Annotated in this window: 24 protein-coding genes; 9 read left to right on the top strand and 15 right to left on the bottom strand. The window is 72.1% G+C overall.

The genetic code is table 11. The annotated features are described in order from the left end of the window. The first annotated feature begins 36 nt into the window (after positions 1–36). Together AB0O19_RS21060 and AB0O19_RS21055 are read left to right on the top strand one after the other, a co-directional pair. A complete protein-coding gene (locus tag AB0O19_RS21060) occupies positions 37–588 on the top strand; it encodes a peroxiredoxin (protein ID WP_063347991.1) in 552 nt (183 codons plus the stop codon). Between the two features lie 3 nt (positions 589–591). Next, positions 592–1,134 (top strand): alkyl hydroperoxide reductase, encoded by a 543-nt coding sequence (locus tag AB0O19_RS21055; RefSeq protein ID WP_063347992.1) that lies wholly within the window; start codon positions 592–594, stop codon positions 1,132–1,134. Positions 1,135–1,209: 75 nt separating this feature from the next. Here AB0O19_RS21055 and AB0O19_RS21050 read toward each other — a convergent pair whose 3' ends face one another. The 4 genes from AB0O19_RS21050 to AB0O19_RS21035 all read right to left on the bottom strand — a co-directional run bounded on the left by AB0O19_RS21050 (position 1,210) and on the right by AB0O19_RS21035 (position 6,602). Next, on the bottom strand, positions 1,210–2,601 hold the full coding sequence (locus tag AB0O19_RS21050) for an AI-2E family transporter (RefSeq protein WP_363585454.1): 1,392 nt from the start codon (positions 2,599–2,601) through the stop codon (positions 1,210–1,212). A gap of 473 nt (positions 2,602–3,074) precedes the next feature. Next, the gene (locus AB0O19_RS21045; RefSeq protein ID WP_350879965.1) at positions 3,075–3,833 is read right to left on the bottom strand and encodes a transglycosylase SLT domain-containing protein; all 759 of its coding nucleotides are present in this window, start codon (positions 3,831–3,833) and stop codon (positions 3,075–3,077) included. 433 nt (positions 3,834–4,266) lie between these two features. Further along, a complete protein-coding gene (locus AB0O19_RS21040; protein WP_063347994.1) occupies positions 4,267–5,601 on the bottom strand; it encodes a PhoH family protein in 1,335 nt (444 codons plus the stop codon). Positions 5,602–5,807: 206 nt separating this feature from the next. Then, positions 5,808–6,602: an isoprenyl transferase gene (locus AB0O19_RS21035; protein WP_208869076.1), complete on the bottom strand. Its 795-nt coding sequence runs from the start codon at positions 6,600–6,602 to the stop codon at positions 5,808–5,810. 443 nt (positions 6,603–7,045) lie between these two features. On the opposite strand from AB0O19_RS21035, the gene AB0O19_RS21030 reads away from it, so the two are divergent. Further along, on the top strand, positions 7,046–8,665 hold the full coding sequence (locus AB0O19_RS21030; protein WP_363621349.1) for a glycosyl hydrolase family 18 protein: 1,620 nt from the start codon (positions 7,046–7,048) through the stop codon (positions 8,663–8,665). A gap of 204 nt (positions 8,666–8,869) precedes the next feature. On the opposite strand, the gene AB0O19_RS21025 is transcribed toward AB0O19_RS21030, so the two are convergent. Beyond that, a complete protein-coding gene (locus AB0O19_RS21025; RefSeq protein ID WP_363621347.1) occupies positions 8,870–9,583 on the bottom strand; it encodes a prepilin peptidase in 714 nt (237 codons plus the stop codon). 96 nt (positions 9,584–9,679) lie between these two features. Here AB0O19_RS21025 and AB0O19_RS21020 point away from each other — a divergent pair, with 96 nt between their 5' ends. Continuing rightward, complete coding sequence (locus tag AB0O19_RS21020) at positions 9,680–10,399, top strand: hypothetical protein (protein ID WP_363621346.1); 720 nt, start codon at positions 9,680–9,682, stop codon at positions 10,397–10,399. A 100-nt stretch (positions 10,400–10,499) separates the two neighbouring features. Beyond that, a complete protein-coding gene (locus AB0O19_RS21015) occupies positions 10,500–11,714 on the top strand; it encodes a pyridoxal phosphate-dependent aminotransferase (protein ID WP_350879977.1) in 1,215 nt (404 codons plus the stop codon). Positions 11,715–11,910: 196 nt separating this feature from the next. Here the strand turns inward: AB0O19_RS21015 and AB0O19_RS21010 are convergent, their stop codons facing one another. Next, a complete protein-coding gene (locus AB0O19_RS21010; RefSeq protein ID WP_363621344.1) occupies positions 11,911–13,737 on the bottom strand; it encodes a phosphoenolpyruvate carboxykinase (GTP) in 1,827 nt (608 codons plus the stop codon). 285 nt (positions 13,738–14,022) lie between these two features. Here AB0O19_RS21010 and AB0O19_RS21005 point away from each other — a divergent pair, with 285 nt between their 5' ends. After that, positions 14,023–14,718 carry a hemolysin III family protein gene (locus tag AB0O19_RS21005; RefSeq protein WP_363621342.1) on the top strand — a complete coding sequence of 232 codons (696 nt, stop codon included), beginning with the start codon at positions 14,023–14,025 and terminating at the stop codon, positions 14,716–14,718. On the opposite strand, the gene AB0O19_RS21000 is transcribed toward AB0O19_RS21005, so the two are convergent. The 3 genes from AB0O19_RS21000 to AB0O19_RS20990 all read right to left on the bottom strand — a co-directional run bounded on the left by AB0O19_RS21000 (position 14,689) and on the right by AB0O19_RS20990 (position 17,029). After that, positions 14,689–15,171: a hypothetical protein gene (locus AB0O19_RS21000; protein WP_363621340.1), complete on the bottom strand. Its 483-nt coding sequence runs from the start codon at positions 15,169–15,171 to the stop codon at positions 14,689–14,691. The two genes, AB0O19_RS21005 and AB0O19_RS21000, sit on opposite strands and share 30 nt — an antisense overlap. A gap of 326 nt (positions 15,172–15,497) precedes the next feature. After that, positions 15,498–16,346: a hypothetical protein gene (locus AB0O19_RS20995; RefSeq protein WP_363585459.1), complete on the bottom strand. Its 849-nt coding sequence runs from the start codon at positions 16,344–16,346 to the stop codon at positions 15,498–15,500. An 8-nt stretch (positions 16,347–16,354) separates the two neighbouring features. After that, positions 16,355–17,029, bottom strand: coding sequence for a papain-like cysteine protease family protein (locus tag AB0O19_RS20990; protein WP_350879985.1), 675 nt, complete (start codon positions 17,027–17,029; stop codon positions 16,355–16,357). A 265-nt stretch (positions 17,030–17,294) separates the two neighbouring features. Here AB0O19_RS20990 and AB0O19_RS20985 point away from each other — a divergent pair, with 265 nt between their 5' ends. After that, on the top strand, positions 17,295–18,227 hold the full coding sequence (locus AB0O19_RS20985) for a hypothetical protein (protein WP_363621499.1): 933 nt from the start codon (positions 17,295–17,297) through the stop codon (positions 18,225–18,227). An 11-nt stretch (positions 18,228–18,238) separates the two neighbouring features. Here AB0O19_RS20985 and AB0O19_RS20980 read toward each other — a convergent pair whose 3' ends face one another. Both AB0O19_RS20980 and AB0O19_RS20975 read right to left on the bottom strand, forming a co-directional pair. Further along, the gene (locus AB0O19_RS20980) at positions 18,239–18,859 is read right to left on the bottom strand and encodes a hypothetical protein (RefSeq protein WP_363621338.1); all 621 of its coding nucleotides are present in this window, start codon (positions 18,857–18,859) and stop codon (positions 18,239–18,241) included. Beyond that, positions 18,856–20,535, bottom strand: a complete 1,680-nt coding sequence (locus tag AB0O19_RS20975; RefSeq protein WP_363621336.1) for an alpha/beta hydrolase — start codon at positions 20,533–20,535, stop codon at positions 18,856–18,858. The genes AB0O19_RS20980 and AB0O19_RS20975 overlap by 4 nt, the downstream gene beginning before the upstream one ends. Before the next feature lie 89 nt (positions 20,536–20,624). Between AB0O19_RS20975 and AB0O19_RS20970 the strand changes: the two genes are divergently transcribed. Then, on the top strand, positions 20,625–20,981 hold the full coding sequence (locus AB0O19_RS20970) for a hypothetical protein (RefSeq protein WP_363621335.1): 357 nt from the start codon (positions 20,625–20,627) through the stop codon (positions 20,979–20,981). On the opposite strand, the gene AB0O19_RS20965 is transcribed toward AB0O19_RS20970, so the two are convergent. From AB0O19_RS20965 to mca, 4 genes are all read right to left on the bottom strand, one after another. After that, positions 20,972–21,847, bottom strand: coding sequence for a GNAT family N-acetyltransferase (locus tag AB0O19_RS20965; protein ID WP_363621333.1), 876 nt, complete (start codon positions 21,845–21,847; stop codon positions 20,972–20,974). The genes AB0O19_RS20970 and AB0O19_RS20965 overlap by 10 nt on opposite strands. Positions 21,848–21,887: 40 nt before the next feature. Next, positions 21,888–23,996 carry a thioredoxin domain-containing protein gene (locus AB0O19_RS20960; RefSeq protein WP_363621331.1) on the bottom strand — a complete coding sequence of 703 codons (2,109 nt, stop codon included), beginning with the start codon at positions 23,994–23,996 and terminating at the stop codon, positions 21,888–21,890. A gap of 78 nt (positions 23,997–24,074) precedes the next feature. Next, on the bottom strand, positions 24,075–24,266 hold the full coding sequence (locus AB0O19_RS20955; protein WP_063348010.1) for a hypothetical protein: 192 nt from the start codon (positions 24,264–24,266) through the stop codon (positions 24,075–24,077). Between the two features lie 49 nt (positions 24,267–24,315). Next, entirely contained in the window at positions 24,316–25,221 is a 906-nt protein-coding gene (mca, locus tag AB0O19_RS20950) for a mycothiol conjugate amidase Mca (RefSeq protein WP_063351176.1), read from the bottom strand. Positions 25,222–25,461: 240 nt separating this feature from the next. On the opposite strand from mca, the gene AB0O19_RS20945 reads away from it, so the two are divergent. Beyond that, positions 25,462–25,878, top strand: coding sequence for a DUF4307 domain-containing protein (locus AB0O19_RS20945; protein ID WP_363621330.1), 417 nt, complete (start codon positions 25,462–25,464; stop codon positions 25,876–25,878). Positions 25,879–26,190: the final 312 nt, after the last annotated feature.

Below are 26,190 nucleotides of genomic sequence, written 5' to 3'. Positions count from 1 at the left end.
AAAACTCCCCTCAGTCTCACTTCAGGAGAAGCGAACGTGCTCACGATCGGTGACAAGTTCCCCGAGTTCGAACTCAACGCCTGCGTCGACCTGGACGCCGCGAACGCCTTCGCCGAGATCAACCACAAGTCCTACGAGGGCAAGTGGAAGATCGTCTTCTTCTGGCCGATGGACTTCACCTTCGTCTGCCCGACCGAGATCGCCGCGTTCGGCAAGCTGAACGACGAGTTCGCGGACCGCGACGCCCAGATCCTCGGCGTCTCCGGCGACTCCGAGTTCGTGCACCACGCCTGGCGCAAGGACCACAAGGACCTGCGCGACCTGCCCTTCCCGATGCTGGCCGACGTCAAGCACGACCTGATGCGCGCCTGCGGCGTCGAGGGCGCCGACGGCACCGCCCAGCGCGCGGTGTTCATCGTCGACCCGAACAACGAGATCCAGTTCGTCATGGTGACCGCCGGCTCCGTCGGCCGTAACCCCAAGGAGGTCCTGCGGGTGCTGGACGCCCTGCAGACCGACGAGCTGTGCCCGTGCAACTGGACCAAGGGCGAGGACACCCTCGACGCCCAGGCCCTGCTGGCGGGCTGACCCATGGCCCTCGACGACCTGAAGGCCGCCCTCCCGGACTACGCCAAGGACCTCAAGCTCAACCTGGGCTCGGTCATCGGCAACTCCGACCTCCCCGCCCAGCAGCTCTGGGGCACCGTGCTGTCCTGCGCGATGGCCACCCGCAGCGCCGCCGTGCTGCGTGAGCTGGAGCCCGAGGCCAAGGCCAACCTCTCCCCGGAGGCGTACACCGCCGCCAAGGGCGCGGCCGCGATCATGGGGATGAACAACGTCTACTACCGGACGCTGCACCTGCTCTCCGACAAGGAGTACAGCACGATGCGGGCCGGTCTGCGGATGAACATCATCGGCACCCCGGGCGTCGAGAAGGTCGACTTCGAGCTCTGGTGCTTCGCCGTCTCGGCCATCAACGGCTGCGGCCAGTGCCTCGACTCGCACGAGGCCGTGCTGCGCAAGGCCGGCGTCGAGCGCGAGGTCGTCCAGGCCTCGATGAAGATCGCCGCCGTCCTCCAGGCCGTGGCGGGCGTCCTCGACTCCGAGGCCGCCCTCGCCGCCGCCGGCGCCTGACGGACCCCGCACCAACGCCGACGGGCCCTCCCGGACACCACGTCCGGGAGGGCCCGTCGGCGTTGCGCTGCGGCCTCAGCCGTCCCCGGCCGGGGCGGCGGAGGTCCGGCCCGCGGCCTCGCGGGCGGCCTCCATGGCGGTGAAGACGGCCTGTCCGGCCTCGTTGCGGCGGCGCAGGTGGGTGATCACGGTGTTGGTGACGGCGATCAGCGGGACGGCCACCACCGCACCGCCGATGCCGCCGATGATGCCGCCGGCCGCGACGCCGAGGACGACGCCCAGCGGGTGCACCCGGACGGCCCGGCCGAGGATCAGCGGCTGCAGGATGTGGCTCTCGATCTGCATCACCGCGACCAGCACGATCAGCACCATCAGCGCCGTCCACGGCCCCTCGGTGACCAGGGCGATCAGCATCGCGACCGTGCCGGTGACGAGTGCGCCGACCAGCGGGACGAAGGCGCCCAGGAAGATGATCACGGCCAGCGGCATCGCCATCGGCACGCCCAGCAGGTCGATGCCGATGCCGATGCAGACCGCGTCGATGAAGGCCACGCAGACGGTGCCGCGCACGTACGCGGTGAGCGTCGCCCAGGCCTTCGGGCCGGCTCCGGCCATGGCGAAGCGGGAGTGCCGGGGCAGTCCGCGCAACGCCCAGTTCCAGATCCGCGCGCCGTCGTAGAGGAAGAAGAAGGTGGTGAAGAAGGCCAGCGCCACGGCGGTCAGCACCTCGACGGCGATCTGCGCGCCGGTCAGGCTGGCCGAGGTGATCTGGTCGGTGTTGGTGGTGATCGCCTTGCCGATCTGGTCGGCGTAGTCGTTGATCTGCTGCTGGGTCAGGTGCAGCGGCCCGGTGCTCAGCCAGTCCCGCAGCTGGTCCACGCCGTCCTTCACCTTGCTGGTGACCGTCGACAGGTTGGTGGACACCTGCCAGACCACGAACCAGCCGACCAGCCCGATTCCGGCCAGACCGCTCAGGAACACCCCGCCCGCCGCCAGCGAGCGCGGCACCCCGTGCCGGCGCAGCCAGGAGACCGTCGGCTCCAGCAGCGCGGAGATCAGCAGCGAGGCCAGCACCGCGAAGGCGACCAGCCGCAGCATGTCGACGATGTAGAAGACGACGTAGAGCGCGCCGCCGAGCAGCAGCAACCGCCAGGTCGACTCGGCGGCCACCCGCAGCCCCCAGGGCACGGCCTCGGCCGGGGTGGCGGGCCGGCCGGGGTGGTACTCCCGCGCCAGGCCGGGCGGTGCGGCCGGCGCGGGGGCCGCCGGGGCGGCGGCCGGCACCGCGGCGGGTTCGACCCGCGGGGCCGGCACCGGATCGGGCGCCTCGGCCAGCGCGGGGACGGCGAGCTCGTGCGGGTCGGCCGCCATCGCGGCACGTCGGCGCCGTTCGATCACGGCGGCCGCGCTCGCCACCACGGCCATGCCCTTGGCCACGGCCTTGAAGGCCTTTCCGCCCCGCGCCATCCTCGCTACCACCGCTCCCCTGCTGAGCCGCCGTGCCCGGCGGTACGCCGTGGGTCCCGCCACGGCCGTCAGGGATGACGCTACCCGGCGGCGGCCCGGCGAGTCCGGCCCCCGCCGGGTTCGGCTCGAACAACCTCGCCATCAAACCGGGGCAAAACGTCAGGTTTCAGATGGTTTCGGACCGAGATCGCTGGGGAGGAGTCGAAACGAGGCCCCCGGGGAGAGCGAGGCCTCGGACCACGGACCAACTGTCGGCGGACCGGCCGGTGCGGGAAGCGACCAGGACCCCTTCCCGCGCCCCGCGTCCGCACCGGGTCCGCACCGCCCGCAGGCGCACTGGTCAGCGCAGCCCGGGCGGCGCGGCCCGACCCGGCTCCCGGCGGGCGGGAACGCGACGGCCCCCGGTCGCTCGTCGGGCGGGACGAGCGACCGGGGGCCGTACGGGAGAGTCCACCGCCGGGCGGTGGCGGCTCCTAGTACCAGTTGTGGGACTGCCAGAACGACCAGGCGCCACAGGGGCTGCCGTAGCGGCTGTTCATGTAGCCCAGACCCCACTTGATCTGGGTGGCCGGGTTGGTGCGCCAGTCGGCACCGGCCGAGGCCATCTTGGTGCCGGGCAGCGCCTGGACCAGGCCGTACGCGCCGGAGCTCCGGTTGGTCGCGGTGTAGTCCCAGCCGCTCTCGCGCTTCACGATCTGACTGAAGCACTGGAACTGGGCGTCGTCACCGACGACCTGCCGGGCGATGTCCTGGACGGATCCGGGGCTGACCGAGACCGGCGGGGCGCTGTTGTCGGTGGCGGCCATCGCCGAACGCGCCTTGGAGCGGTTGGCAGCGGCCTCGTCGGCCTTGCGCTTGTCCTCGGCGGCCTTGGCAGCCTTGTCCGCGTCGGCCTTGGCCTGGGCATCGGCCTTCGCCTGGGCGTCCGCGGCGGCCTTCTGGCGCGCGGCCTCCTCGGCGGCCTTCTGCTCGGCGGCGGCCTTGGCCGCGGCGTCGGCGGAGGCCTGCTGGGCGGATGCCTGCTGGCCGATGTTGTCACTGATGGTCTGCGCCTGGGCGCCAGAGGGGACTTCGGCAAGCAGGGTCGCGCCCGCGACGTCGACCGTCTGCGTCGTCTTGCCCTCGCTGCCCGAGGCCACACCCACGACGGCACCGACAGCGGTGACGGCGGTGGCGGAGGCCACAGCGACTCCCCGGACCGAGATCCGAGTCACATGGATTCCTTCCAGCATCGCCCACGCGTGACCGTGCGGGCGCAACATGCCCCTTGGCACTGACCTCCGCAGGTGCTCTGGTCACGGGAGGTGCTGGCCCGGCGTCCGGCCGAGGTGAGGCGACCGGGCGTTGGAATCGGGCGGCGTACGGCTCATCGGTCTTCAATTGTGCGTCCACCGACCGGAGTTGGTGGACCATCCGGGCCCGGACTCGTGGAGTCCGGAAGCCCTGCCACGCCGTACGCGGGGCCTGACAGAACCCTCACCATGCCGCACCGGACGCTGTCGACGCAATTCCCGTTCGCGTGGCGCACGTCACATTCACCGCACGGGAGTTCCCCGGGCGGAAAGCACTCGATGTGATGAAAGGGGTGAGGGCCCGCCCCGTCAGGAGCGGGCCCCGCACCAAGAGTTGACCGTATTGTCCGACTATGTCCTGGTCAGGGACGAATCACGGGTGGATGTCCTCCAGCATCTCCGTGACCAGCGCCGCGATCGGCGAACGCTCCGAGCGGGTGAGCGTGATGTGCGCGAAGAGCGGATGCCCCTTCAGCTTCTCCACCACCGCCACCACGCCGTCGTACCGGCCCACCCGGAGGTTGTCGCGCTGCGCCACGTCGTGGGTGAGCACCACCCGCGAACCCTGGCCGATCCGGGACAGCACCGTCAGCAGGACGTTCCGCTCCAGCGACTGGGCCTCGTCCACGATCACGAAGGCGTCGTGCAGCGAGCGGCCCCGGATGTGGGTCAGCGGCAGCACCTCCAGCATCCCCCGGGAGATCACCTCCTCGATCACGTCCGGGGTGGTGACGGCGGAGAGGGTGTCGAAGACGGCCTGCGCCCAGGGGCTCATCTTCTCCGTCTCGGAGCCCGGCAGGTAGCCGAGCTCCTGCCCGCCGACCGCGTACAGCGGCCGGAAGACCATCACCTTGCGGTGCTGCCCCCGCTCCAGCACCGCCTCCAGCCCCGCGCACAGCGCCAGCGCGGACTTGCCGGTGCCCGCCCGGCCGCCCATCGAGACGATGCCGACGTCCGGATCGAGCAGCAGGTCCAGCGCCACCCGCTGCTCGGCGCTGCGCCCGCGCAGTCCGAACGCCTCGCGCTCGCCGCGCACCAGCCGGACCCGGCCGTCGCCGGTCACCCGGCCGAGCGCCCGACCGCGCTCCGAGGTGAGCACCAGCCCGGTGTGCACGGGCAGCTCGTCCGCCCCCTCGACGTCCACCGCGGCGTCGTGGCCGGCCGCGAACAGCGCGTCCACCTGCTCCGCCGGGACGTGCAGCTCGGACATCCCCGTCCAGCCGGAGGTGATGGCGAGCTCGGCCCGGTACTCCTCGGCGAGCAGGCCCACCGAGCTGGCCTTGATCCGCAGCGGCAGGTCCTTGGAGACGACCGTGACGTCGTACCCCTCGGCCTGGAGGTTCCGGGCGACCGCGAGGATCCGCGAGTCCGCCTCGCCGCCGCCGACCCGGTAGCCGGCCGGCAGTATCGACAGGTCGGAGTGGTTGAGCTCGACCCTGATGGTGCCGCCGAGCTCGCCGACCGGGATCGGCTCGTCGAGCCGGCCGTGGCGGATGCGGTAGTCGTCGAGCAGTCGCAGCGCCTGGCGGGCGAAGTAGCCCAGCTCCGGGTGGTGCCGCTTGGCCTCCAGCTCGGTGACGACCACCACCGGCAGGACGACCTCGTGCTCCTCGAAGCGGGTCATGGCGAGCGGGTCCGCCAGGAGCACGCTGGTGTCGAGAACGTACGTGCGCCGGTCTGGCGTCCGGCGGCTCTTGGAACTGACCACTAGGCCTCCAGAGCGGATGACCCTGCGTCATCCGCGGCAAGCCGGCCCCCGCTGCCCCGGTGGCCTCGGGACCGGACTGCCTGGAGTATTCCCAGGCGAGGGGCGGTGCATTCGCGCCCCCGGCGAACTGACGGATCATTGCCGGTGAACGTTTGGCCTCACGAGGGCTCCGGGTAGGCCAGCCCTACGGCGGTCACTTCACCCGTTCAGAGGCCCAGTCGCCGGTTGCGCTGCTCGAACGCCCGCAGCGCCCGCAGGAAGTCGACCTTGCGGAAGGCCGGCCAGTACGCCTCGCAGAAGTAGAACTCGCTGTGCGCGCTCTGCCAGAGCAGGAAACCGGACAGGCGCTGCTCGCCCGAGGTGCGGATGATCAGGTCCGGGTCGGGCTGGTTGCGGGTGTAGAGGTGCTCGGCGATGTGCTCGACGTCGAGGATCTCGGCCAGTTCCTCGATCGAGGTGCCGCGCCCGGCGTGCTCCTGGAGCAGCGAGCGGACGGCGTCGGCGATCTCGTGCCGGCCCCCGTAGCCGACCGCGACGTTGACCGTGATGCCGTCGATGTCGGCGGTCTCCTCGGCGGCCCGCTTGAGCACGTCGGCGGTGTGCTGCGGGAGCAGGTCCAGTGCGCCGACCGGGTGGACCTTCCAGCGGCGGGCGGCGGCCAGCCCGGTGACGGCGTCCTCGATGATGCCCAGCAGCGGGACCAGCTCGTCGGCGGGGCGGTCGAGGTTGTCGGTGGAGAGCATCCAGAGGGTGACGACCTTGACGTGGGTCTCGTCGCACCAGCCGAGGAACTCGCTGATCTTGTCGGCGCCGCGCTGGTGGCCGTACACGGTGGTGCCCCCGGCGGCCTTCGCCCAGCGGCGGTTGCCGTCCAGGATCACGCCGATGTGGTGCGGGGTGCGGGCGAGGTGGACCTCGACCCGGCGGCCGTAGAGCCCGTACATCCCGCCCAGCAGGGTACGCAGACCCGGCGTCCGTTCGGCGACATCGCGCAGACCCATGATTCCCGGCCCCTCCGTGCTCGTTCAGCTGGTGCGTCAACGCCCCGGCGCAGCCTACTCCGGCGGGCAGGCGCACGGTAAAGCCGCAGGTAGCGGTCTGGTCACGGTCCTGTACGGAGTCCGTCCCGGCGGGCGTGTCGCGGGCCTTGCCCGACGGCTCCGACGGCGGACACGGAACGGTCTCCGAATCCTTAAAGAATCCGTAAGCCGACTGTCCAATGCTTGACGACCGGCAATGGTCTAGTCCAGCTTTTGATCCAAGGCGGAACGAACCCCACGGCCCCGCCCCACCCCCACGCACCACCGTGCACCACCATGCACCGCCGCGGTCGCCCACCCCCACGTACGACGACCCCACGCACCACGACGGACCTCCCCTCCCCCACACGCGGCCGCCGCGCCCCCCACCGCGGCGGCCGCTCCCTCCCCAGGAGCGTCACCCCATGGCCCGTACGCTGAACCAGCCCGCGCACAAGCGCCGGCGCAGCCCCCTCCCGGCCGTCGCGGCCGGCGCCACCGCCCTCGCCCTGGCCGGCGGCGGCCTGGCCCTCTTCGCCGGCGGCGCCAGCGCGGCCGTCGGCAACCTGGTCACCAACGGCGGCTTCGACAGCGGGCTGGGCGGCTGGAACTGCGCCGGCGCGGCGACCACCGTCTCCTCCCCGGCCCACTCCGGCACCGGCGCGCTGCAGGCCACCCCGGGCGCCGGCGACACCGCCGAGTGCACCCAGACCATCAGCGTGCTGCCCAACACCAGCTACACGCTGAGCGCCTGGGTCCAGGGCCCGTACGTCTACCTCGGTGCGCGCGGCACCGGCGGCACCGACCCGTCCACCTGGTCGAACCAGAACAGCTGGAACCAGCTGTCCTCCACCTTCACCACCGGCGCGAACGCCACCAGCGTCACCGTCTACCTGCACGGCTGGTACGGCCAGAGCGCCTACCTCGCCGACGACGTGAGCCTGATCGGCCCCGGCGGCCCCTCCACCCCGAGCCCGACCGCCACCGCCACCCCGTCGCCGACCGCCACGGCCACCGCGACCTCCTCCCCCACCGCGACCGGCACGCCGACGGCCACCGCGACCCCGACCGCCACCGCGACCGCGACCCCGACCGCGACGCCGACCCCCACGGCCACCGCGACCGCCACCACCCCGCCGGTCACCGGCCTGCCCGCGCACGCGGTCACCGGCTACTGGCAGAACTTCGACAACGGCTCGACCCCGCAGCGCCTCGGCGACGTGCAGAGCGCCTACGACATCATCGCGGTGTCCTTCGCCGACGCCGTGCCCACCCAGACCGGCGCGATCAGCTTCACCCTCGACCCCGGCCTGTCCAAGGCCCTCGGCGGCTACAGCGACGCGCAGTTCCGCGCCGACATCAAGGCCAAGCAGGCGGCCGGCAAGAAGGTCGTCCTCTCCATCGGCGGCCAGAACGGCGCGATCACCGTCGGCGACGCCACCGCCGGCAACAACTTCGCCAACAGCGCCTACGCGATCATCAAGGACTACGGCTTCGACGGCATCGACGTCGACCTGGAGAACGGCGTCCAGGCCGGCCCGCTCGGCAACGCGCTGCACACCCTCCAGGCCAAGGTCGGCCCCGGCTTCATCCTGACCATGGCGCCCGAGACGATCGGGATGTACAGCACCGCCGGCGCCTACTTCCAGCTCGCGCTGAACACCAAGGACATCCTCACCGTCGTCAACACCCAGTTCTACAACTCGGGCGGCATGAACGGCTGCGACGGCAAGGTCTACAACCAGGGCACCATCGACTTCATCACCTCGCAGGTCTGCACCCACATCCAGGGCGGCCTGCGGCCCGACCAGGTCGGCATCGGCGTCCCCGCCTCCGCCAAGGCGGCCGGCGGCGGCTACGTCTCACCGACCGTGGTGAACAACGCGCTGGACTGCCTGGCCACCGGCAACAACTGCGGCAGCTTCGTCCCGCCGGCCAAGTGGCCGACCATCCGCGGCGCGATGACCTGGTCCACCAACTGGGACGCCAACAACGGCAACGCGTTCTCCAACGCGGTCGGCCCGTTCGTCCACAAGATGCCGTAACCCCCCACCGCCAATCCCCCACCGGCGCGCCGCTCCTTGAGGGTGGGGCCTGCGCGCCGGCGGCGGGGCCCGCCGTACCCGACCCGGTACGGCGGGCCCTCCCGCGTCCGGGCCCGGGAGCGCCAGGTCCGGTCCGGCCCCGGGCCCAGGCACCACCTGCGGCGTCGCGGTGGCCCGGGAAGTCCGGCCTCCCGGGCCCGGGGGCTACCGGGCCAGCACCGCCAGCAGCGCGCCGAGCAGCAGGAACGGTCCGACCGGGACGTCGAGCCCGCGCACCGGGCGCCGGCGGGCCAGCGCGACGGCGGCCCGCAGGATCGCCCAGAGCCCGGCGAGCACCACCGCGGCGAACAACCCGGCGACCGCCACCGGCCAGCCGTACCAGCCGAGCAGCCCGCCCAGGGCGAACCCCAGCGGCGAGTCACCCGGGCCCAACGCGCCGATCCAGACCGCCAGTTCGAGCAGGGCCCCGACCGTGAGGGCCACCAGCAGACAGCGCAGCAGCACCCCCGGGCGCCCTGCGGCCAGCGCCGCCACCGCCAGCAGGGGGGCCACCCCGCCGACCAGCGGCAGGGTCAGCCGGTACGGCAGCCGGCGCACCCGGGCGTCGACGAAGCCGAGCACCACGCCGAGCCCGGCCGCCCAGCCCAGCGCCGCGGCCGACGGCCCGTCCGCCGCGTACGCCAGCCCGGCGGCGACCACGGCCGCCACCAGCTCCACCGACCAGGCGCCCGCGCCCAACCGCTCCCGGCAGCCCGGACAGCGCCCGGTGGGCGGCAGCAGTCGCACCTCGCGCCCGCACAACGGGCAGGCACCGCACCAGGGTTCGCCCTCCGGCACGGCGAACCGGGCGACCAGCCCGCGCAGCAGCGGAGCCACCAGAAATGCGGCCAGCACCGCGCCGACTGCGGCTAGCATCACCGGCGCACCCCCTTTTCGATCAACGCCCGCACGCCCGTGCGGCACCCGGGAACCGGGCGGGGCGCACCGACCACATCATCCAACGGGGGAACGACCATGACGAAGACCCAGTCCATCCGGAGAATCGCGGCCGGCCTGCCGGCGGCGGCGCTCGTCCTGGCGCTGTCGGCCTGCGGGCCGGACAACGCCGACCCGGCGGCCGTCCCGAGCGCCCCGGCCGCGCCGCCCACCGGCGCCGCCGGGGCCTCCACGGCTCCCGGCACCCCGACCGGCACCCCGACCGGCTCCGCGGCCCCGACCGTCCCGGCCACCCCGACCGCCCCGACCGGACCGCAGCCGTCCGTCACCGCCGGCGGCAACAACGTCACCCAGGTCAGCTACGACCGCCCGCTGCCGCTCGGCAGCGCCGGCCGCTACGTCGGCAAGAGCTCGGTGGTGGACGCCGCCGCGGTCTCGATCGTCAAGGGCACCGTCGCGGAGATCGCCCCGCTCAACCTCCCGTCGACGAGCACCAGCGGCAAGACGCCGTACTACGTCACCGTCTCCTTCACCAACCGCACCGGCGCCCCGCTGGCCGAGGACGCCTACATGATGCGGGTCTGGGTGAAGCCCAAGGACCACTCGGCGGGCGCGCTGCCGGCCGCGACCCTGCAGAAGGCGATCCCGCAGTGCGACACCCGGTCGCTGGTCACGCTCGCGGACGGGCAGTCCGTCAAGCTGTGTGCCGTCTATCTCGTCCCGAACGAGACCCCGCCCAGCTTCCTCACGTACGGGAACATCCTGGACACCGCGCCCCTGGTTTGGAAGGTCGGCTGACACCCCCGCCTGCCGATCCAAGGAGGCCGCTCCGGGCGGTTCGGTGCGCGTCCCGGGACGCGCACCGAAGTGCCCGGAGGTGCCCCTAAAGTAGGCAGGCATGCAGGTCATCCAGTCCAGCAAGCTCGCCAATGTCTGCTACGACATCCGCGGCCCGGTACTCGACGAGGCGATGCGGCTGGAGGAACAGGGCCACCGCATCCTCAAGCTCAACACCGGCAACCCCGCCGTCTTCGGCTTCGAGGCGCCGCCGGAGATCCTCCAGGACATCCTGCGCAACCTCTCGACCGCGCACGGGTACGGCGACTCCAAGGGCCTGCTCGCCGCCCGCCGCGCGGTGGTCATGCACTACGAGGACCGCGGCCTGCACGGGCTGAGCGTCGAGGACGTCTTCCTCGGCAACGGCGTCTCCGAGCTGATCCAGCTGGCCATGACCGCGCTGCTGGACGACGGCGACGAGGTGCTCGTCCCGGCGCCCGACTACCCGCTGTGGACCGCCTCGGTCTCGCTGGCCGGCGGCACCGCGGTGCACTACCGCTGCGACGAGCAGGCCGAGTGGTACCCGGACCTCGCCGACATCGAGGCCAAGGTCACCGACCGGACCCGGGCCATCGTGGTGATCAACCCGAACAACCCGACCGGCGCGGTCTACCCGCGCGAGGTGCTGGAGGGCATCGTCGAGATCGCCCGCCGGCACCGGCTGGTGGTCTACGCGGACGAGATCTACGACAAGATCCTCTACGACGACGCCGAGCACGTCCCGCTGGCCACCCTGGCGCCCGACCTCTTCTGCGTCACCTTCAACGGCCTGTCCAAGGCGTACCGGGTCGCGGGTTTCCGCTCCGGCTGGATGGTGCTCTCCGGCGACCGGCAGCGGGCCCACAGCTATATCGAGGGCCTGGCCGTGCTGGCCTCGATGCGGCTGTGCGCCAACATGCCCGCCCAGCACGCGGTGGCCGCCGCGCTCGGCGGCCGGCAGTCGATCCGCGACCTGGTGCTGCCCGGCGGGCGGCTGCTCGCCTCGCGCGACGCGGCGTACCGGCTGCTCAACGAGATCCCGGGGGTCAGCTGCGTCAAGCCCAAGGGCGCGCTGTACGCGTTCCCGCGGCTGGATCCGAAGGTCTACAAGATCAAGGACGACGCCCAGATGGTGCTGGACCTGCTGCGCTCCCAGCGCATCCTGCTGGTCCAGGGCACCGGCTTCAACTGGCCCGAGCCGGACCACTTCCGGCTGGTCACGCTGCCCCGGGCGGAGGAGATCACCGACGCGGTGACCAGGATCGGCGACTTCCTGAGCGGCTACACCCAGCCGTAGCCCGGAACGGCCGCACCCAGCCGTGGCCCCCGCGCCCGGCACCCGGCACCCGGGGAAAGCACTACGGCCGGAGTCCCGGCCCGGGCGGTCTCCTTGGTCGGGGAAAGACCGCCCGGGGGAACTCCGGCCGTCCTGTCACTCGGCGGGCGCGCGGTTCGTGCCGCGCGACCGCCTCTCGCTCTGCTGAGGCTCAGGCTCAGCCGAGGCGCGCGACGAGGCTCCGGTACTCGTCCCACAGCTCCTTCGGGGTGTGGTCGCCGAACAGCTCCAGGTGGGCCGGCACCAGCGCGGCCTCCTGGCGCCAGATGTCGGCGTCCACGGTGAAGAGCAGGTCGAGGTCCTCCTGGGACAGCTTCAGGTCGCCGAGGTCGAAGCCGTCGACGGTCGGCAGCACGCCGATCGGGGTCTCGACGCCCTCGCCGGTGCCCTCCAGGCGCTCGACGATCCACTTGAGGACGCGGCTGTTCTCGCCGTAGCCCGGCCAGACGAACGCGCCCTCGGCGTTCTTGCGGAACCAGTTGACGTAGTAGATCTTCGGCAGCTTCGCGGCGTCCGCCCGGGCGCCGACCTTCAGCCAGTGGGCGAAGTAGTCGCCCATGTTGTAGCCGCAGAACGGCAGCATCGCGAACGGGTCGCGGCGCAGCTCGCCGACGGTGCCCTCGGCGGCGGCGGTCTTCTCGGACGCGATGTTGGCGCCGAGGAAGACGCCGTGCTGCCAGGTGAAGGACTCGGTCACCAGCGGGACGGCGGTGGCGCGGCGGCCGCCGAACAGGATCGCCGAGATCGGCACGCCCGACTGGTCCTCCCACTCGGGGGCGATGGTCGGGCACTGCGCGGCCGGGACGGCGAAGCGGGCGTTCGGGTGGGCGGCCGGGGTGCCGGACTCGGGGGTCCAGTCGTTGCCGCGCCAGTCGGTGAGGTGCGCCGGGGGCTCCTCGGTCAGGCCCTCCCACCACACGTCGCCGTCGTCGGTCAGCGCGACGTTGGTGAAGACCGTGTTGCCCCACAGGGTGTCGATGGCGTTGGCGTTGGTGTCCACGCCGGTGCCGGGGGCGACACCGAAGAAACCGGCCTCGGGGTTGATCGCGTAGAGCTGGCCGTCGGCGCCGAAGCGCATCCAGGCGATGTCGTCGCCGATCGTCTCGACCTTCCAGCCCGGGACGGTCGGCTGGAGCATGGCCAGGTTGGTCTTGCCGCAGGCCGACGGGAAGGCGGCGGCGACGTACTTGACCTCGCCGGACGGCGGGGTGAGCTTCAGGATCAGCATGTGCTCGGCCAGCCAGCCCTCGTCACGGGCCATGGTCGAGGCGATGCGCAGCGCGTAGCACTTCTTGCCGAGCAGGGCGTTACCGCCGTAGCCGGAGCCGAAGGACCAGATCTCCCGGGTCTCCGGGAAGTGCGAGATGTACTTGGTGCTGTTGCACGGCCACGGCACGTCCGCCTGGCCCTCGGCCAGCGGGGCGCCGACGGTGTGCACGGCCTTGACGAAGTCGCCGTCCTCGCCGAGCTGGTCCAGCACCGCCTTGCCCATGCGGGTCATCACGCGCATCGACACGGCGACGTAGGCGGAGTCGGTGATCTCGACGCCGTACGCGGCCAGCGGGGAACCGACCGGGCCCATCGAGAAGGGCACGACGTACATCGTGCGGCCCTTCATCGCGCCGCGGAACAGTCCCTTCTCGCCCTGGAAGACCTCCCGCATCTCGGCCGGGGCCTTCCAGTTGTTGGTCGGACCGGCGTCCTTCTCCTGCTCGGAGCAGATGTAGGTGCGGTCCTCCACGCGCGCCACGTCCGTCGGGTCCGAGGCGGCGTAGTAGGAGTTGGGGCGCTTTTCCTCGTTGAGCTTCTTGAAGGTGCCCTGAGCCACCAGCAGGTCCGCGAGGCGCTGGTACTCCTCGTCGGAGCCGTCGCACCACTCGACGCGGTCCGGCTGGGTGAGCTCGGCGATCTCGTTCACCCACGCGAGCAGGCGCTGGTGGCGGGTGGGCGCGGAGGCGCTGAGAGCAGAGATCTCGTACGACACGATCGCTCCGTTTCACACCATCTCGGCGAGGAGGTGGCGTAGCGGGGGTCTGAGGGTGCTTGCAGCGTAGCTCCGGCTCCAACGCCAAACTGCGGCACAGCGTCGAAATTGACTTATCTTTTACTACAGTAAGTACGATTACCGGCCAGTAATAGGTCGTCCACATCCCGGCCCGGACACCCCCGCGGGCACCTCGAACACTCCAAAACGTCCAAGAGTGATGATCACCACTTTCCTACGCGTCAGTAACCTACGGCCCCGTAGGTAACGGGTAGCATGCTGCGCATGACTGCTGAGCTCGTCGAGAGCACGGAGAACGAGGGCACGGAGAACGGGGCCTCGGGACGCAAGCCGAAGTGGCGCGGCTGGCTGCACGCCGGGATGTTCCCCGCCACCGTCGCCGCCGGGATCGTGCTGATCTGCCTGGCCGACTCCACCCCCGCCAAGATCGCCTGCGCGATCTACTCGATCAGCGCCTGGCTGCTGTTCGGGGTCAGCGCGGTCTACCACCGCTTCGACTGGGGCCCGCGCGGGGACGCCGTGCTGCGGCGGCTGGACCACGCGAACATCTTCCTGATCATCGCGGGCACCTACACGCCGTTCACGATCCTGCTGCTCAAGGGCGCCGACCAGCAGGTGCTGCTCTGGGTGGCCTGGGGCGGCGCGCTGGCCGGAATAGCGTTCCGGGTGTTCTGGGTCGGCGCGCCGCGCTGGCTGTACACACCGGTGTACATCGCGCTCGGCTGGGCCGCCGCCTTCTTCCTGCCGGACTTCCTGCACGCCGGCGGCGTCGCCGTCCTGGTGCTGATGATCGTCGGCGGGGTGCTCTACAGCATCGGCGGCGTGGTGTACGGGCTCAAGCGGCCCGATCCGTCACCGCGCTGGTTCGGCTTCCACGAGGTGTTCCACGCCTTCACCCTGGGCGCGTTCATCGTGCAGTACGTCGGGGTCTCACTGGTGGCGTACAGCGCGGCCGGCTGAACCCGGCGCGCCACGGCGGGCGGCCGCGCGGTCCACGGACCGGGCGACCGCCCGCTCCGCCGTCCAGGGGCGCTCGTACGGCGCCCGGCCCTGCGGGCGGCGCGGGTACGGCAGGTGGTCCGCCGCGTCGGCCTCCGGCCACGGCTCCACCGCCGGCCCGGCGGTGCGGCCGCGCGCCTGCCGGGCGTCCAGCGCCTCGCGGGCCCGGCGGCAGCGCTCGCAGTGCGCGGCGTCCGGGGTGACGGCCGACGGCCGGTGCCCCCGCGGGGCGGTCGGCCGGCGGAGCGCCCGCCAGCGGCGGCCCACGTAGACCATGAGCAGCAGCACCTCGACCCCGGCGACGACCAGGACCAGCATCGCCCCGTTGATCAGGTAGGCCGCGACCACGGCGAGCGCGGACGCCACCACCACCGCCGCACCCCACACCTGGGCGTTCGACTCCCTGCCGGCCATTCGACTCCCCTTTCCCGGCGCCGGGCTCGTGGTCGGCTCCGGCCGCCCCACCCCTTCTCCGCTCTCGGCACGCGTCAGTCAGCACTGACCGATTGCCACATGGTATCTACCGTCCGTCACCCAGGGCTGCCCCCGGGCGGCGAACGACAGATCAACGTTGCGTCAATTCCTTGTGCGGAAGCATTACTTCCAGGACACATCACGCAGCGCGCCCGCTCGACTACGGATCGGCGTGCCGGGGTCGCACGCAGCACGGCGGGGCCCGGCTGTGTCAGCCGGACCCCGCCGCATCCCACGTGTGGCGCGCACGTCGCGCCCGAGAGGCCCTACCCCCGTCGGACACCCGCCCTGCGCCGCACGGCCGCACCCGCGCCCACGAGCGCGGTGACGCCCAGGGCCGCGGCCGCAGTCACGGCCGGCAGCGCCGAACCGCCGCCCGCCGCCCGTTCCCGGTCGGCCGCCAGCTGGTAGCCGCCGCCCTTGCCCTCCCGGTCGTACGCCGAGCCGGGCAGCTTGTCCCCGTACCGCTGGTGCACCAGCTTCTGGTACGCGGCCAGCGACACCCCGCCCGCGCCCACCGAGCGCCGGGCCTCGTCGTCCAGCGGCAGCACCCGGCCGTCGCGCAGCACGTACCAGGCGTTCACCTGCGGCTCGCGGAACGCCGTACCGCCACCGCCGCCGGCCGCCTTCGCCGCGTAGTCGCTCTCGTCACCGCCGGAGGCGATGTTGACCACCCGCCAGGAGTCACCCTGCCGGATCGTCCACACCGAGGCCGTCTGCCCGTCCGCCGCGACCACCTTGCTCGCGGTGAACTCGGCCGTCGCCACCGGCGCACCCGGGGCGCCGGCCACGAAACCCGCGTCCAGGGTGTACACCGGCACGGTGTCGCCGGCCAGCCGCGGCGCGGCCGCGCTCGCCGCCTGCGCCTCCTGCGCCGCACCGATGGTCAGCTGCTGGGTCGGCGGGACGCCCTTGCGGGCGAAGAAGTGGCCCACCTTGTCGAGGACGGCCTGGTCCTGGACCACGCCACGGGCCTTCGCCAGATCCGCGACGGGCACCGGCACCGGGGCGCCGGCCGGCCCGTCCGCGTGCGCGGCCGGGGCCAGCGCCAGCCCGAGGCCGGCGGCGAGCAGGGCGGTGACGGCGGCCCGACGGGCCTTTCCGAGGTCAGTCATGGTCGCCCTCACGCGCCGATCCGGTACAGGGAGTGGGTCCACGAGAACGTGTTGTTGTTCACGTAGTAGTTGTAGTCCGCCCAGTTGTAGCGGTAGTTGGACGGCCACGGGTCGCCCCAGTACACCCAGTTGCTGCTGGTGTCGTAGCCGTAGACGACGTGCATGTGTCCGCCGCCGGAACTCCACTGGATCCGGGTCTCGATCGGCCGGTTCGCGTCCACCTCGGTCTGCACGGTGTTGTAGCGCAGGTAGCCGGTGACGTACGAACCCGGGTTGATGCCGACCCAGTCCAGCCCGTTCTGCACATCGGCCAGCGAGGCCTGGCTGTTGGGGCAGCTGGAGTTGACCGAACGGCCGAACGCGGCGTTGCAGAACTGGTTCTGGCTGTAGTTGTAGCCGAACCAGGTGGCGATGGTGTTCCCGCTCGCCGCCCAGCACCAGTTGGTCTGCTGTTGCTGCTGCATGGTGATGTTGAGCTTCTTGAACGTGCCGGCCAGATCGGCCGTGCTGCCGGGCGCGGCAGCCTGGCGAACCTGCGCCGGGGCACGGTCCTGGACGGGAGCGAGATCCTGGGCGGGGGCGGCGAGCGCCGGAGTGGCCGCCACCGCGGTCAACGCCGGGCCCAGCACGCCGAGGGCGAGCAGCGAGACCGCGCGGCGCAGCCGTATCCGTGGAACTGGCATGGGGGAAATGCCTCCTTGCACAAGCGGAGCGAGGTGCTGTGTGGGGGCGCGGTCCGGATCGCGCCATGAGCATCCCGCCACCCCCGGAAGCCGGTCAACGGCCCCCAGGACCACCACAGTTCAGGTGTGAACGACCGGCCGCGGGTGTGAACGCCACCCCGAAAACCCCCGCGTGGCACGCCAGGCCCGGTGACAAACCGCCGCCCTGATGTGAATATTCACGGTCAAACACGGTCTGCCCGCACCCGTCCCCCAGGAGGCCGTCATCCACCGCACCGACCAGGCCGACCTCACCGCCGCCCTCCGCACCGGCCCCTTCCACCTCGCCCTGCGCACCGCCATCGCCACCCGCGGCCTCGCCCTCCACCGCATCCGCCGCCACCTCGCCCTGCGCGGCGTCCACGTCGGCCTCACCAGCCTCAGCTACTGGCAACAAGGCCGCCGCCGCCCCGAACGCCCCGAATCCCTCCGCGCCGTCGCCGCCCTCGAAGACGTCCTCGACCTCCCCGAACACTCCCTCACCCGCCTGCTCGGCCCCCGCCGCGCCGCCGACACCACCCCCGCCGGCCCACCCGTACGCCCCTACCGCGACCTCATCTCCCCCGCCACCGCCGTCGACGACCTGCTCGCCACCATCGCCGGCCCCCGCGACACCGGCCTGCACACCATCACCCACATCGAACGCATCCGCCTCGGCCCCGACCGCCAACTCGACCGCCGCGACTCCCAACACGCCCTCCGCGCCCACCGCGACGGCATCGACCGCTACCTCGCCCTCTACCAGGGCGACCCCGGCAGCGACATCACCCGCGTCGGCGTCCGCGCCGAAGAGAACTGCCGCCCCGGCCGCATCCGCCGCGACCAGACCCACCACCTGCTCGTCGCCGAACTCCTCCTCGACCGCCGCCTACGCGCCGGCGACACCCACCTCCTCGGCTACGGCTTCGACGACGCCCCCTCCCCCGACCCCAGCTGCGAATACGTCCGCGGCTTCAACTCCGGCGCCGGCCAGTACGTCCTCCAGATCACCTTCCACTCCGCCGCCCTCCCCGTCCGCTGCCACCGCTTCGCCCTCCACTCCCCGGGCGAAGCCCCCTACGAGACGGAGGAACTGACCCTGGACGGCCACCACTGCGTCCACCTGGTCGCGACGGCACTGCGGCCGTGCCTGCTGGGAATCAGGTGGGACTGGGAGTGACGGGCGCGGCGTCAGTGCGACCAGTACGGGTCGTCGACGTCGGGTGCGCCCTCGTGACCGGTCAGGCGGGGGCCGACGGGGCTGGCGCCGTAGTCCTTCTCGGGCTGGTAGCGGACCGTGTCCACCCGAGCGCTCAGGTGCACCCCAAAGGTCGATCCATCCGCCGAACTGACCACTGACAGCTGGAAGTACGACTCGCCGCGCCCTGGGCACGACAGATCTGTGTAGTGCGTCGCCGCATAGCCGACGGTGGTGTCGTCCTGCCTGCACCGATCACCCCAGAGCTGCTTCATCTGGTTCAGCAAGACCGGGATCCTCGCCGGGCCGACCTTCGTCCGGAGCGAGACCGAGGCCATGACACCGGACAGCAGACTCGGTTCGCCGTCCGCGTGCTCCGGCAGGCGGTCCACGACGTAGACACCGCCGAAGTAGGCCGCTGGTGGGGAGATCGCACCGGTGGCCGCCCGCAGGGTGTCGTCGAGTTGCCCCTTCGCCTCGCGCGGGCTCAGCTGAGGGGCTCCCCGATCCTTCAGGGCCATCGGCCCGTAGCCGTTGTAGAACAGCCCCACCCCGGCGGCCAGCACGGCTACTGCCGCAGCTGAATACCCCAGAGCCCGGCGCGGCCGCTTCATCGCCCGCCCGTCCGTTTGACGTCCCCGCTGCCGGTGACGATGGCCGCGACGTTGTCCAGCGAGGGCCCACCACGACCCGTCAGGTACTTGGTGTGCGCGTCGATGGGGTTGCCCCTGCTCCAGTCGTCGACGGCGAAGCGGTTCGCGTCGAAGTGCTTGCTCGCCGGGTCCCGCCCGTACCAGCGTTCGTCCGGGTCGATGCTGAACTTGGACGGAACGTGCGTCACGACGTCGTTGTCGGCCGCGCCGACCCAGACGTGGCCGGGCGGCAGCTTGAGGTCGGAGGCCTTGTCCACTCCTACGCCCGGGCTGCCGAGGAAGACCACGTCGTCCGGGGGCGCGTAGTGCGACCCGGGCTGGGTGGCGAGCTTGGTGGCCTGGCCCACCAGGTACGAGCCGTAACTGTGTCCGATCGCAGTGATGTGCGGCGGCTGAGCGCCTTCGTGGTTCGCCCGCACTCCGCTCAGGAACTTCGCGTACGCCGGAGCGCCGTCCTTGCCCGCCTTGGTCGAGGCGGCCCCCAGGTCGGCTCCCGGCGGGTCGTACCCGAGCCAGACGATCGAGGCGACCGAATGGCCTGCCGGAGCCTTCTTGCTCGCGCTGCGATAGAGGCTCAGCGCGTTCTCCGCCTCGTTGGTGCCGTCGTGGACGTTCCCTGCCACCCCCAGGCTGCCGGTGTCGGTGGTGATCCCCGGCACGTAGGCGGAGATGTCGGTGGCGGTGTCCGGGTTCCCGTACGAGAGGACCACGCGGCCTTTTCCCTCGTCGCCGAGGCCGAGCAGATAGATCGGCGGGTCTCCCTTGCTCTCCGCGAGACGGGCGGCGACGGGTCCGTAGCGGGCGAGAACAGCCTTCTCACTGGAGTCCAGCGGCAGGCCCGCCTCCGCCTTGTCGCTGGCGGATTTCATGAGGGCCCTCAGGTGCGCCCGGTTCACCTGGTCCCGTACCTCTGCCGGCACCCCGTCGAGGTTGCCGAGCGATTCCGGATGGTGGCTGAGGAACCACTGCTGCCCGTCCGCTCCGAGACCCTTCCACCAGGCGTTGACGTCCGTCGGGGTGGCTTCCTTGCCCGGCATGTTCAGCTTCCAGAGCGGATTGGCCGCCTCGCCGAACTGCAGCAGGTAGACGTCCGCGCTCGCAGTCCTGGCGTCCAGGCCGCTCTTGTCGGTGGCGTGGCCCGTGTACTTCTTGAGTTCTTCGGCCAGCCCCTGGTCGACCCGGGTGGCCTCCGACAGCGCCGCGCCGATCCGCTGGGAGATCTCCTCGGCGGCCGCTTTCTGCTTGGCCTCCCAATCCGTGCTCTGGAAGGGACTGCTCGCCGGGGGCCAGCTCACCGACCCGCCGTCGTCGACCGACATGCCTTTGGCCTGGGCGTCGACGAGCGCCTTGCGGAGCTTGCCCTGGGCGAGCGTGAGGGAGTCGGCGCAGTCCCGCACCTCGGCGCCGATGCAGTGCAGTTCGGTCGCCGCCGCACGCAGCTTGTCGGTGATGCCGTCCAGGACCGGAATCGCGGCGGCGGCCGCCGGTCCGCTCCACCCGGACCCGTGGACCCGGTCCGCGGTGCCGCTCTTCCAGTCGGCGGCGTGCTGGCCGCACGCCTTGCACAACGCGTCGTAGGCATCCGCCACCGCGTACAAGTCCGCAGGCTTGGCGTTCTTCAGGCTTGCGAGGTCCATCCCCCAGTCCCCCCGTTACCCATAGGCGCCCCCGGAGCACTCAGGGATACCATAACTCCCGCTATCGATACGGAGATCGGGGGAACATCGTGCCGAGCGACCCAGGATTCACCGTCAAACCGGGCGAGTTGACCGCAGCCGGGAACAGCGCGCTGACCGTCGCCGGGAAAGTGCCCGACGAGACCGCGAAGTTGGCCGAGCCGAGCGCCAAGGCGGCTGCGAGTCTGGCGGGTTGGCGGAGCGGGGCGGCGTTGCAGGGGTGCGGGGCGGCCTGGAAGGCGCTGCTGGACGGCCTGGCCGGTGACATGAAGTCGGCCGGCGGCAATCTGCTGACCTGCGCGCAGACGTACGTGAACGCGGACCACCTGCCGGCACCCGCCGCGACTGCGGCCGTCGACCCCTTCGACACGAAGGTGGTCGGCGGCCGCCCGGTCGACTACGCGTAATTTCCGCCCTGCGTCGTGAAGTCCAGGGTCAGGCAGTCCTCGACCGGCCGGTAGCCGATCTGCTGGTAGATGGAGTTGCTGGTCGGGTTGGCGAGGTCGGTGTAGAGCAGGACCTCGGCCGCCCCCTGGGCGAGGGCGTGGGCGGAGGCGGCGGCGGTGACGGCGCTGGCGTAGCCGCGTCCGCGCTGGCCGGTCGGGGTGTAGACGGGGCCGATGCGGGACATGCCGGCGATCACCGGGCTACTGCCGGCCAGGGCGACGGGGTGGCCGCCGTCCTCCCACAGGTGGAGGCCGCCGGTGGCGATCCGGTCGTCGACGGCCTGGGGGACGTTGGGCAGGTCGACCCCGGCTTCGACGAGGAACTCCTCGTACCAGCGGATCGCCAGTTCGCGGTCGGCCGGGGCGGCGGGCCGGTGGCGGCCGGCGGGCGGGCGGGGCGGGTCGGTCAACTCGCCGAGCCGGTAGAGCCGTTCGTTGAAGCGGACGGACTGGCCGGCACCGGTGGCGGCGGTCCAGGCCGCGGCGAAGGCCCGGACCGCGTCCGCGCCTCCGCCGACGCCGGACACCTCGGTGAACTCGCTCCCGGCGGCGGCCAGTTCGACCGCCAGCTCGGCTGCCGCCGCCGGTGTGCAGGAGAGCCGGGGGCCGAACGGCGGCGTCTGGAGGAAGGCTCCTTCGACCGGACCGCCGTCCGCCGGGCGCCACCAGCCGAAGACCGGTGGCCGCTGCCCGAACACGTCCAGGCCGCGTTCGGCCAGCCGGTGTACGACCGTGAGCAGGACGGTGCTCTCGGCCGGGCGGGTGGCGAGGAACTCTTCCGCGTGGCGCCGGAAGTCGTCGAACGAACTGCTCAAGGTCCAGGTCATGGCCCATTCTGGCCCGGCCACACCCCCTCCCACCAGCGTTTTATTCGACGGCGACGCCCAGCCGCTCGCCGAGGACCGCCGGGTCGGTGGTCGGCGCTTCGCAGGCGAAGTGCCGGCAGACGTAGGCGGCGGGCGCTCCGCCGACCAGCGGCCGACCCGCCAGCAGCGGCACCTCCGCGCCGCCGTCCTCCACCGAACCGTCCGCCGAACCATCCGCCGGGTTCTTCACCGAACCATCCGCCGGGCCCGTCGGCGCGCCCACCGCGACGACCGCCCCGGGCGCGGTCCCGAGCAGCGCGGCCCGGCGCAGTGCGGCGGTGGCCGGGTCGCCGGCCGGGCCGACGACGGCGACTTCGCGCGGCCCGTCGAGCAGCGCCTCGGCGACGGCGAGGCCCCAGCCGATGAACCGGGGGGCCCGGGACGCGAGCGCGCCGACGATGCCGAGGGCCCGTTCGGCGGCCGTCCGGTGCCGGTCGGAGCCGGTGTAGGCGGCGTAGGTGAGCAGGGCGCCGGCGGCGGCGGTCCAGCCGGACGGGGTGGCGTTGTCGGTGGGGTCCTGGGGGCGCCGGATGAGTTCCTCGGCGTCGTCGGCGGTGTCGTAGAGCGCACCGGAGGCCTCGTCGGTGAAGTGCTTGAGCACGGTGTCGAGGAGTCCGCCGGCCAGTTGCAGCCAGGCGGCGTCGCCGGTGACGGCGTACAGGGACAGGAAGCCCTCGGCGGTGTCGGCGTAGTCCTCCAGGACGCCCGCGTTGGTGCCGGCCCGGCCGTCGCGGGAGGTGCGCAGCAGCCGGCCCTCGGGGGTGAGGTGGACGGCGAGCAGCAGGTCGGCGGCGCGTTCGGCGGCCTCGACGAGGTCGGGGCGCTCCAGGAGGGCGCCGGTCTCGGCGAGGGCGGCGATGACGAGGCCGTTCCAGGCGGCGACGACCTTGTCGTCGCGGGCGGGGGCGGGCCGCCGGGCGCGGGCCTCGAACAACCGGGCGCGGATGGTCTCGTACTCGGCGAAGTCCTCGGGATCGGCGAGGAGTTGGAGAACGGAGGTGCCGTGTTCGAAGGTTCCGCCGGCGGTGACGGTGAACAGCCGGGCGGCGGTGGCCGCGTCGGCGGGGCCGAGCAGGTCGACCAACTGGCCGGGTTCCCACACGTAGTAGGCGCCTTCGGTGGACTGCCCGGTCTCCTCGTCGAGGCTGTCGGCGTCCAGTGCGGACGCGAACGCGCCTTCGGGGGTGCGCAGTTCGCGCAACAGGAAGTCGGCGGTGGTCAGCGCGGTCCGACGGGCCAGCGGGGAGCCGGTGGCCCGCCACAGGTGCAGGTAGGCGCGCAGCAGCAGGGCGTTGTCGTACAGCATCTTCTCGAAGTGCGGCACGACCCAGCCGGCGTCGACCGCGTACCGGGCGAAGCCGCCGCCGAGTTGGTCATGGATGCCGCCGCGGGCCATCGCCTCGCCGGTGCGGACGGCCATCTCCAGGGCCGCCTCGGAGCCGGTGCGAGCGTGGTGGCGCAGCAGGAACTCGACGACCATGGCCGGCGGGAACTTGGGCGCGCCCCCGAAGCCCCCGTGCCGGTCGTCGAACTCCCGGCTGAGGGCGACCAGCGCCTGGTGCAGATCTGCGCCGGCGGGCGGATGGTGGGCACCGGCCGAGTAGACGGCGGCGCGCTCGGCGAGGTCGGCCCGGATCCGCCCGGCGACCTCCGCGACCTCCTGCCGCCGGCCCCGCCAGGCGGCGTCGACGCCTTCCAGCACCTGGCGGAAGGACGGCATGCCGTGCCGGGGCTCCGGCGGGAAGTAGGTGCCGAAGTAGAACGGCTCCTTGTCGGGCGTGAGGAACACCGTCATCGGCCAGCCGCCCTGCCCGGTGGCGGCCTGCACGGCCTCCATGTAGACGGCATCGACGTCGGGCCGCTCCTCCCGGTCCACCTTGACCGCGACGAACCGCTCGTTCAGGTAGCCGGCGACCCCGGCGTCCTCGAAGCTCTCGTGGGCCATCACGTGACACCAGTGGCACGCCGCGTACCCGACGCTGAGCAGCACCGGGACCCCCCGCCGCTCCGCCTCCGCGAAGGCCTCCGGCCCCCAGGGCCACCAGTCGACCGGGTTCTCGGCATGCTGCAGCAGGTACGGCGAGGTCGCGTCCGCGAGACGGTTCGGCATGCCCCCCATCCTCGCGCATCGGGGGCCGGGCGCCGGGACACCGGCTGCGGCGAGCCGGGCCCCGCGCGCGCCCGCGCGCTACTCCTTGGGGGCTTCCGGCTCCTCCGCGAAGTCGACCTTCTTGAACTGCCGGTTCATGGACTTGGCCAGGAACCAGGTGGCCACGCCGAGGGCGGCGAAGACGACGAAGCCGAGGAGTCCGGGGGTGACCTTGGCGTCGTCGACGGCGAGGTCGGCGGCGAGGTTGACGAGGTTCACGGGGGCGCTCATATCTCTATGGTGGCCCGGCTCACGGGGAGCCGGGCCATCGGGGGGTGGTTCAGTCGCGCGTGTCGGCGGCCTCGACGGCCAGGGTGGGGGTGCGCAGGCCGGCGAACAGGTCGTCCTCCGGCAGGTCCACGTCGATCAGGGTACGGGCGAGTTCGTAGTCCTCGGTGGGCCAGACCTCGCGCTGGACGTCCAGCGGGACGCGGAACCACGGCCCGTCGGGGTCGATCTGGGTGGCGTGGGCGATCAGCGCGCGGTCGCGGGTCTCGAACCAGTCGCCGCAGCTCACCCGGGTGGTGATCTCGCGCTCCTGGCGGCCGCTCTTCTCCCAGCCCGCGATCCACTCCCCGTACGGCGAGTCGTGGCCGTGCTCGGTGAGGTACTGGTGCAGGGCGCGGATGCGGCCCATCGGGAAGCCGTGGTTGTAGTAGACCTTCAGCGGCTGCCAGGGCTCGCCGGCCTCCGGGTAGGCGTCCGGATCTCCGGCGGCGTCGAAGGCCAGCATGGTGATCTTGTGGGTCATGATGTGGTCGGGGTGCGGGTAGCCGCCGTTCTCGTCGTAGGTCGTGATGACCTGCGGCTTGAACTCCCGGATCAACCGGACCAGCGGTTCGGCCGCCTCCTTCACGTCCTCCAGGGCGAAGCAGCCCTCGGGCAGCGGGGGCAGCGGGTCGCCCTCGGGCAGGCCGGAGTCGACGAAGCCGAGCCAGGCCTGCTTGACGCCCAGGATCGCCCGGGCCTCGTCCATCTCCTTGCGGCGCACCTCGTGGATGTTCTCCTCGATGTACGGGTCCCCCTGGAGCTTGGGGTTGAGAACCGACCCGCGTTCGCCCCCGGTGCAGGTGGCCACGAGCACGTCCACTCCCTGCTCGACGTACATGGCCATGGTGGCCGCGCCCTTGCTGGACTCGTCGTCCGGGTGGGCGTGCACCGCCATCAGTCGCAACTGCTCAGTCAACGCCTTGCGTTCCTTCCACATATCGGGCGTTCCGCGAAGTCCGGTCCGCCCACCGTACGAGCCGCTCACGTCGGGGCCGCGTCGCCGCGGGACCGGCCGCGGACGAACCCCGGCCCGGTCGAGCCCCGCCCCCGCCGGACCGGCCGCGGGCGTGCCCCTCCTATAGTGACGGACTGGAGGAGCGTCGCATTCCCCCGCACCACCCGCGCGGCCCCTCCCGTCAGGAGAGGACTGGGTCCGATGAACGCGAGCACCACCACCCCGCAGCTGCCCGAGGGGCGCTACGGCCGGCGCGGCGACCGCGATTCGGACCGCCGCCTGAAGGTGGTCGGCGCGGTCTGCGGCGTGCTGGGCCTGGGCCTGGTGGCCTGGCTGGGCGGCTCCTACCTGCTGCGCGAGACCACGATCAACGGCTCGGTGCCGACCTTCCAGGCGGTCTCGGACTCCGAGGTCGAGCTGCACCTGGCGGTGCGCAAGAGCGGCGGGACGGCCGGCAGCTGCACGGTCCGCTCGCAGGGTTCGGACGGCTCGGTGGTCGGGGTGGCCGACTTCCCGGTGCCGGCCGACGGCTCCAGCTACGACGCCGTGGTCACGCTGCGGACCACCGCCCGTGGCACCACCGCCGAACTGCTGGGCTGCACGCCGGCGAAGAAGTAAGCCCCCGAAGGAGCGCGGAGGAGGAGGCCCGGCCGCCGAGTCGCACCGGCAGCGCGCCCCGCTCACCGGTACTCTGCCGGGCACCACCGGTACTCTGCCGGGCACCGGCGCATAACCGATCGGGAGAACGGGCATCCGTAGGAAGTCCCGCACCCGGCCCGGCACGCACCGCCCCCGTACACCGTGGCGCATTCGCTGTACACCGTGGCGCAACGCCGACGTCAATGGCGCGCCAACAACCCTTCTGCTTGTCGGCAGGACTTGTTAGGCTCGTGGTTTCGCCCCTTCCGCACCGGATGGTACGGGAGCGGG

It is taken from the genome of Kitasatospora sp. NPDC091276 (genome assembly GCF_040684355.1).
GTDB lineage: Bacteria > Actinomycetota > Actinomycetes > Streptomycetales > Streptomycetaceae > Kitasatospora.
Note: the sequence above shows the minus strand (reverse complement) of the source record. Positions and strands in the feature narration are given on the sequence as shown.